Here is a 6,000-nt window from a genome sequence, read left to right on the forward strand (position 1 = left end):
AAGGGGCGTGGCCTGAGAAGCCACGCCCCAACGAACAGACAGAAACGCGCGGGTGATCCGGCGCGGGTCTAGATCGGCTAGTTCAGGTCGATCCCAGCGCACTCGGCGGCGTCGCGTGCTTGCTCGTCCATGCGGAGCTGCGCGTAGACCTGGAAGAGCGCGTTGCAGACCTGCGAGGCGTCGTCGCCGTTGGCTTCGTTGAGCTCGCGGGCAGCCTCATAGTGCGGGAGCGCCGTCTCGAATAGCTCGGTGCGCTGGGCCTCGAGTTGCTCGATCTCGGCGGCGTCCGCATTGGTGTCCATCTCCTCGATCTGGTCGTAGAGATCGACCGCCTCGTTCTGGAAGGAGGCCCCGAGGTTGAAGAGCGCGCGAGCACTTGGTTCGCCTTGCGCCTCATATAGCTCGACGGCCTTCATGAGCTGCATCTGGGCTTCCTCGTAGCGGTTGGCCTGGAGGAGCAGCGAGCCGTAGTTGTAGACATACTGCGCGTTGTCCGGGTTCGCCGCGATGATGCCCTCGTAGGTGGCCATGGCGCGGTCCATCTCGCCGGCACGCTGGAGGGCATTGAGCAGCTCGATCTGGAGGCCCTCGTCGCCAGGGTAGGCGGCGACGCCTGCTTCGAGCGTGGCCGAGGCCTTGCTGTTCATCTCGGCGGCCTTCTCCGTCATCTCGGCGGCTTCGGCGTTGGCGGCCTGCTCGACGTAGACGCGGGCGAGGTAGGTGTAGGCGTCGGCGTCGGCGTCGCCATTGGCAATGGCCATTTCAAGCGGCTCGACGGCGCTCTCGGAGCTCCCCGCGGCAATGAAGGCCAGCCCAGCGTTGAAGTGCCCGTCGGTCGAATCCGGCAGGACCATCCCAGCGTTCTTAAACGACTCGGCGGCAGCCATGTAGGCCGACTGGTCTTCGGCACCGCGCTGGAACGAGCGCGAGCCGGCCTGCATCTCGTTGATCCAGAGCGTGGTGACGGCATTCTGGACGTCGGCGTCTGGCTCGGGCGTCAGCTCCTGCGCGCGGTTGAGGGCCATCAGCGCCTCCTCGACGAGCGGGCGACGGGCGACGGCGTCGCGCTCGTCGTTGGCGATCTGCGTGAGGGCCTGGCCCTTGATGATGAGCGCCTGAACGTTGTCCGGGTTGGTTTCGAGGGCGAGGTTGACGAGCTCGAGCGCGCGGGCGTGGTCGTTGTTGCGCATCTCGAGCTTGGCGCCCTCGACGTTGGGGTCGCTGGCGCAACCATCGGCCCCGACGAGCAGGAGCGTAGCCAGCGCGAGCGCGGGCACGAGGAGAAGGCGGGGGAACGTACGGGTCATGATCTGGCGGGCTGTGTGGTACGAGTGACGAGGCCGCTGCGGTGGGCGACATGCGCTGCGACACTGCCGGGCGGCGCAGGAGACCAAGGCGGTTGGCTCGGGTCGACGGCGCACGGAATAGGGTAGCTGGATTGCGCCTCAAGGGCGTTGAGGCACAGCCTGTAAAAGCTACGCTGTGCCTCGCTGATCAACAATGCAGCGCACCGACCAACGCCTCAGCCTATGCACGACTTGCCAGCTTTTTCGTGCGAAGCGCGTAGGTACACAGGGTCAGGGGGCCTCGTGCGGCCGCGTTCAGGCCATGTAGGGCGGGTGGAAGGGCTGGGGTGCCGAGTGCTGGATAGGCTCGTGATCTGCGCGCGTCTGCAGGAGTTTGTGGAGCGACTAGCTGTCACAAAGCGAAGGACTTGGGAGGAGAGGCAGATCGTTTTCCACAGCCGGATGTGGGAATGTGCAAAACCTTTTGGTACCCCTCCAAAACGCGGTTATATTCGCCCCCGGTCGCATGCGGATACGACGAACGTGGACCGTCAACGACGGTCGCCCCGAACCCCGACGGACGCAGCCCCGTGCCTCGCCCTCATGCGGCGGCGCCGTGCTCCACCCGTCGAGCCGCGAAGCAGGCCCTCACCCCACCGTCCCCGTGCTCGATCCTCTATGCGCCTGGATACCGCCCCCGCCGCGTTCCGGCACACTATCGCCCCGATGAAGCTGACGGATTTCGTCTACGACTATCCGAAGGCCGCCATCGCGAAGTATCCAGCCGAGCCGCGCCAGACGGCCCGCCTGATGGTGATCGACCGTCAGAGCCGGACCGTGGAGCACCGAACCGTCGCCGACCTGCCCGACTACTTTGGGCCAGGCGATGTCATCGTGGGCAACGACACCGCCGTGTTTCCGGCGCGACTTTACGGGCGCAAGGAGAAGACCGGTGCGAAGATCGAGGTCTTCCTGCTGCGCGAACTCAACCCGGAGACGCGGCTCTGGGACGTGATCGTCGACCCCGCGCGCAAGATCCGCGTGGGCAACAAGCTGTACTTCGACGGCGACCTCGTCGCCGAGGTGATCGACAACACGACGAGCCGGGGACGGACCATCCGCTTCTGCTTCGAGGGGTCGCCCCAGGACCTCTACGACCTCATCGACCGCCACGGCACTACGCCGATCCCGCACTACTGCCGCCGGCCTGCGGAGCCAGAGGACCGCGAACGCTACCAGTCGCCCTTCGCCCGGCACCGCGGCGCAGTCGCAGCGCCGGCCGCCTGTCTCCATTTCGAGGACGCGCTGCTGCGTCGACTTGACGAGAAAGGCGTGGAGGTCCACTGCGTGACACTGCACACGGGACTGGGCACGTTCCGCCCCGTAGAGGTCGAAGACCTCTCCAAGCACCGCATGGACGTGGAGTACTTCCGCGTGCCCCACGAGACAGCCGAGGCAGTCAACCGCGCGCTCTCGTCGCCAGCGAACACGGTCACGCTCGCTAGCACGACGTCCGTGCGTGCGGTCGAGTCGAGCCTCTCCGCGCGGCGCCAACTCAAAGGAGGACAGGGCTGGACGGACAAGTTCATCTATCCGCCCTACGACTTCCTCATTACCGAGCGGCTGCTGACCAACTTCCACATGCCGCGCTCGACGCTGCTCATGCTCACGGCTGCCTTCTGCGGGCACGACCTGCTCATGCAGGCCTACAACGAGGCCAAGAAGGAGCAGTATCGCCTTTTCGCCTTCGGCGATGCCATGCTGATTTTGTAGAGCAAGCGCCTCCAGCTGGATCGCGCTCGGCATCTGCACGCCCTTCGGCCCGGCACGTACCACCGGTAAGGAGCACCACCGGAAGAGAAGTCAACCGTGCACAGTCGTGTCTCCGTGATCGTCCCAGCTGCGGGTGCTGGGCTCCGCATGGGCGGCGACACCCGCAAGCAGTTTCGCGTGCTCGGCGACGCGCCGGTGCTCGTGCAGACGCTCCGCGCGTTCGAAGTCCACGACAACGTGGATGCTCTCGCAATCGTCGTGCCTCCGGAGGAAGTCGAGCCGGTGTCGGCGCTGCTCGACGTGCACGCCCTCACGAAGCTCGTCGCGGTCGTGGCAGGCGGGGCGACGCGTCAGGCTTCCGTCGGACAGGGTCTCGATGCGGTGGTGGCACACGGAACTGAAGAAGAAGATCTCGTGCTCGTTCACGACGGCGTCCGCCCGTTCATCGATGGGGACGCGACCACGCGAGTGATCGCTGCGGCGCGGTCGCACGGGGCGGCAGCCTTGGCCCTGGCCGTCGCCGATACGCTGCGGCGCGGCGACGCCGACACGTTTGGCGATACCGTTCCGCGCGACGGACTCTGGCGGATGCAGACGCCTCAGGCGTTCCAGACGTCGCTCCTCGTCGAGGCGCATGCGGCCGCGCGCCGCGACGCCTTCGCTGGCACCGACGAGGTCGCGCTCGTCCAGCGGATCGGTCATGCCGTCCAGATCGTGCCGGGTAGTGCGTTCAACGTTAAGCTGACCCGGCCGAGCGACTGGGCGTTCGCCGAGGCGGTGTGGCCGGTGTGGCTAAAGCAGCAGGGGCGCAACGGAACAGCTGCACCGCCCGTCTGATCTTCTCATCTCGGTGCTGCGTTCCGTACCGGCGCTTTCCTCTCTTCCGGTCTCCTCTATGATTCGCATCGGCCTCGGCTACGACGTGCACCGGCTCGTGGAAGATCGTGCGCTCATCCTCGGCGGCGTGACGATCCCGCACACGCACGGGCTGCTCGGCCACTCCGACGCCGACGTGCTCGCCCACGCCATCACCGACGCGCTGCTCGGTGCGGCCTCGCTCGGCGACATCGGCGCGCACTTCCCCGACACCGATCCGCAGTGGAAGGGCGCGGACAGCCTCAAGCTGCTCGCCGCCTCCGTCGCGCTCGTGGCGGTAGCAGGCTTTGCGGTCGGCAACGTGGACGCGACCGTCGTGATGCAGCGTCCGAAGCTGCGTCCACACATCGACGCGATGCGGACCAACCTGGCGCGAGTGCTGGGCGTCGACATGGCGCAGGTGTCGGTCAAGGCAACGACCAACGAGACGATGGGCTTCGTCGGCCGCGAGGAGGGCGTCGCCGTGCACGCCGTCGCGCTGTTGGTGGGACGAGACGACTAGGCCGTGCTCGAACTGCTCAACGAGGTCGTCGAATGGATGCGGGCGTTGCCGCCAGTAGGCGTGTATGCCGTCGTCTTCGTCGTGGCCTACCTCGAAAACCTCGTCCCGCCGATCTGGGGCGACTCAGTGGTCGTGTTCGGCGGCTACCTTGTCGGCCTCGGCAGCGTGGGCTTCGTACCGACGGTCGTGGTGTCAACCCTCGGTGGGGCGCTCGGGTTTATGACGATGTATGGCCTTGGCTGGCGCTTCGACGAGCGGGTGTGGGAGGAGGGGCGCCTCGCCTGGATCCCGCGCGGTCCGGTCGAGCGGGTGCAGAAGTGGATGCGGCGATGGGGCTATGGGCTGGTGCTGGCAAACCGCTTCGTGAGCGGAGCACGGAGCGTGGTGCCGCTCGTCGTTGGCAGCGCCCGGATGCCCGTCGGCCCGACGGCGGCGTGCGCCACGGTGAGCGCCTTCGTCTGGTGTCTGTTGCTTGTGTGGGGTGGCTACGTCCTCGGCGACCAGTGGGAGCGGGTCGGCGACTACCTCCAGGCGTACGGCCAGGTGATATCCGGCCTCGTCGTCGCGCTTGGCGTGGCGTGGGGTGGGCGCTGGCTCTGGCGTCGGCGCGAGGGGCGTCGGCGCAGGGGGAAACCAGAGCGGGGTCAAGAATCGGCAAAGGACCAGCCCTAGCGTCCGGCGTCGTTGACAGCGCTGCCACAGCGCCGTACTTTAGTCACCCTTGTGCAACGTCAAAAGCCTGCCCCTAAGGTAGGCTCTCTTGTTTGCAGGCGTTCCGCTGGCGTAGCTCAGTTGGTAGAGCAGCTGATTTGTAATCAGCAGGTCGGGGGTTCGAGTCCCTCCGCCAGCTCTGCTCGCCGCGCGCCCGCATGCCGTGACAACGGCACGCCGCTGTTCTTTCTGCGATTGCACACCCGGGCAGGTGGCCGAGTGGTTAAAGGCGACAGACTGTAAATCTGTTCTCGTAAGAGTACGGAGGTTCGAATCCTTCCCTGCCCACACTTCAGAAGTGCGAAGTAAGAAGTGCGAAGTCCGAAGTGTTGCTTCGGTGTTTCCATTTCGCCTCTCGCCCTTCGCCTGCGGGAGTAGCTCAGTTGGTAGAGCATCAGCCTTCCAAGCTGAGGGTCGCGGGTTCGAGTCCCGTCTCCCGCTCAAGGCACTAGCGGTTTGTAATTTTTGATTTTCGGTTGGGTGGCAACTCGATCCTGAACAATCGAAAATCAGAAATCATCAATCCAACATCCATTGCCTCCTTAGCTCAGTGGTAGAGCACTTCCATGGTAAGGAAGGGGTCCCCGGTTCAAATCCGGGAGGAGGCTCTCTGGTGCACATCGCCTGATGCACATCAGGGCTCGCCCGCGCGCTCATCGGGCCGCGCGCGGAGCGCGAGCACCGGCTCAGCTTGAGCCGATCCGGCAGCCTTGTGCTGCCCCAGGCCCTCCCCCCTTGACCCGATTCTCGGACCCCGAACTCTCGGACAACGACGCTCCAGTTATGGCTAAGGAAACGTTCCAGCGCACCAAGCCCCACGTCAACGTCGGCACCATCGGCCACGTCGACCAC

The 6,000-nt window shown here is 65.8% G+C and carries 5 protein-coding genes and 4 tRNA genes; 8 read left to right on the forward strand and 1 reads right to left on the reverse strand.

The features are described 5' to 3' along the window. Window positions 1-77 precede the first annotated feature (77 nt). Window positions 78-1,307: a tetratricopeptide repeat protein gene (locus tag AAFU51_17050; GenBank protein MEO1572966.1), complete on the reverse strand. Its 1,230-nt coding sequence runs from the start codon at window positions 1,305-1,307 to the stop codon at window positions 78-80. A gap of 705 nt (window positions 1,308-2,012) precedes the next feature. On the opposite strand from AAFU51_17050, the gene queA reads away from it, so the two are divergent. The 8 genes from queA (at window position 2,013) to AAFU51_17090 (ending at window position 5,756) form a co-directional block, all read left to right on the forward strand. After that, complete coding sequence (gene queA, locus AAFU51_17055; GenBank protein MEO1572967.1) at window positions 2,013-3,059, forward strand: tRNA preQ1(34) S-adenosylmethionine ribosyltransferase-isomerase QueA; 1,047 nt, start codon at window positions 2,013-2,015, stop codon at window positions 3,057-3,059. 114 nt (window positions 3,060-3,173) lie between these two features. Next, the gene (gene ispD / locus AAFU51_17060) at window positions 3,174-3,896 is read left to right on the forward strand and encodes a 2-C-methyl-D-erythritol 4-phosphate cytidylyltransferase (GenBank protein MEO1572968.1); all 723 of its coding nucleotides are present in this window, start codon (window positions 3,174-3,176) and stop codon (window positions 3,894-3,896) included. 61 nt (window positions 3,897-3,957) lie between these two features. Beyond that, the gene (ispF, locus tag AAFU51_17065; GenBank protein ID MEO1572969.1) at window positions 3,958-4,437 is read left to right on the forward strand and encodes a 2-C-methyl-D-erythritol 2,4-cyclodiphosphate synthase; all 480 of its coding nucleotides are present in this window, start codon (window positions 3,958-3,960) and stop codon (window positions 4,435-4,437) included. Between the two features lie 3 nt (window positions 4,438-4,440). Beyond that, window positions 4,441-5,109, forward strand: a complete 669-nt coding sequence (locus AAFU51_17070) for a DedA family protein (protein ID MEO1572970.1) — start codon at window positions 4,441-4,443, stop codon at window positions 5,107-5,109. Window positions 5,110-5,214: 105 nt separating this feature from the next. Next, window positions 5,215-5,287, forward strand: a tRNA-Thr gene (locus AAFU51_17075). Between the two features lie 66 nt (window positions 5,288-5,353). Continuing rightward, window positions 5,354-5,436, forward strand: a tRNA-Tyr gene (locus tag AAFU51_17080). A gap of 80 nt (window positions 5,437-5,516) precedes the next feature. Continuing rightward, window positions 5,517-5,589, forward strand: a tRNA-Gly gene (locus AAFU51_17085). Window positions 5,590-5,684: 95 nt separating this feature from the next. After that, window positions 5,685-5,756, forward strand: a tRNA-Thr gene (locus tag AAFU51_17090). Window positions 5,757-6,000 lie beyond the last annotated feature (244 nt).

It is taken from the genome of Bacteroidota bacterium (genome assembly GCA_039821555.1).
Lineage (GTDB): Bacteria > Bacteroidota > Rhodothermia > Rhodothermales > Rubricoccaceae > JBCBEX01.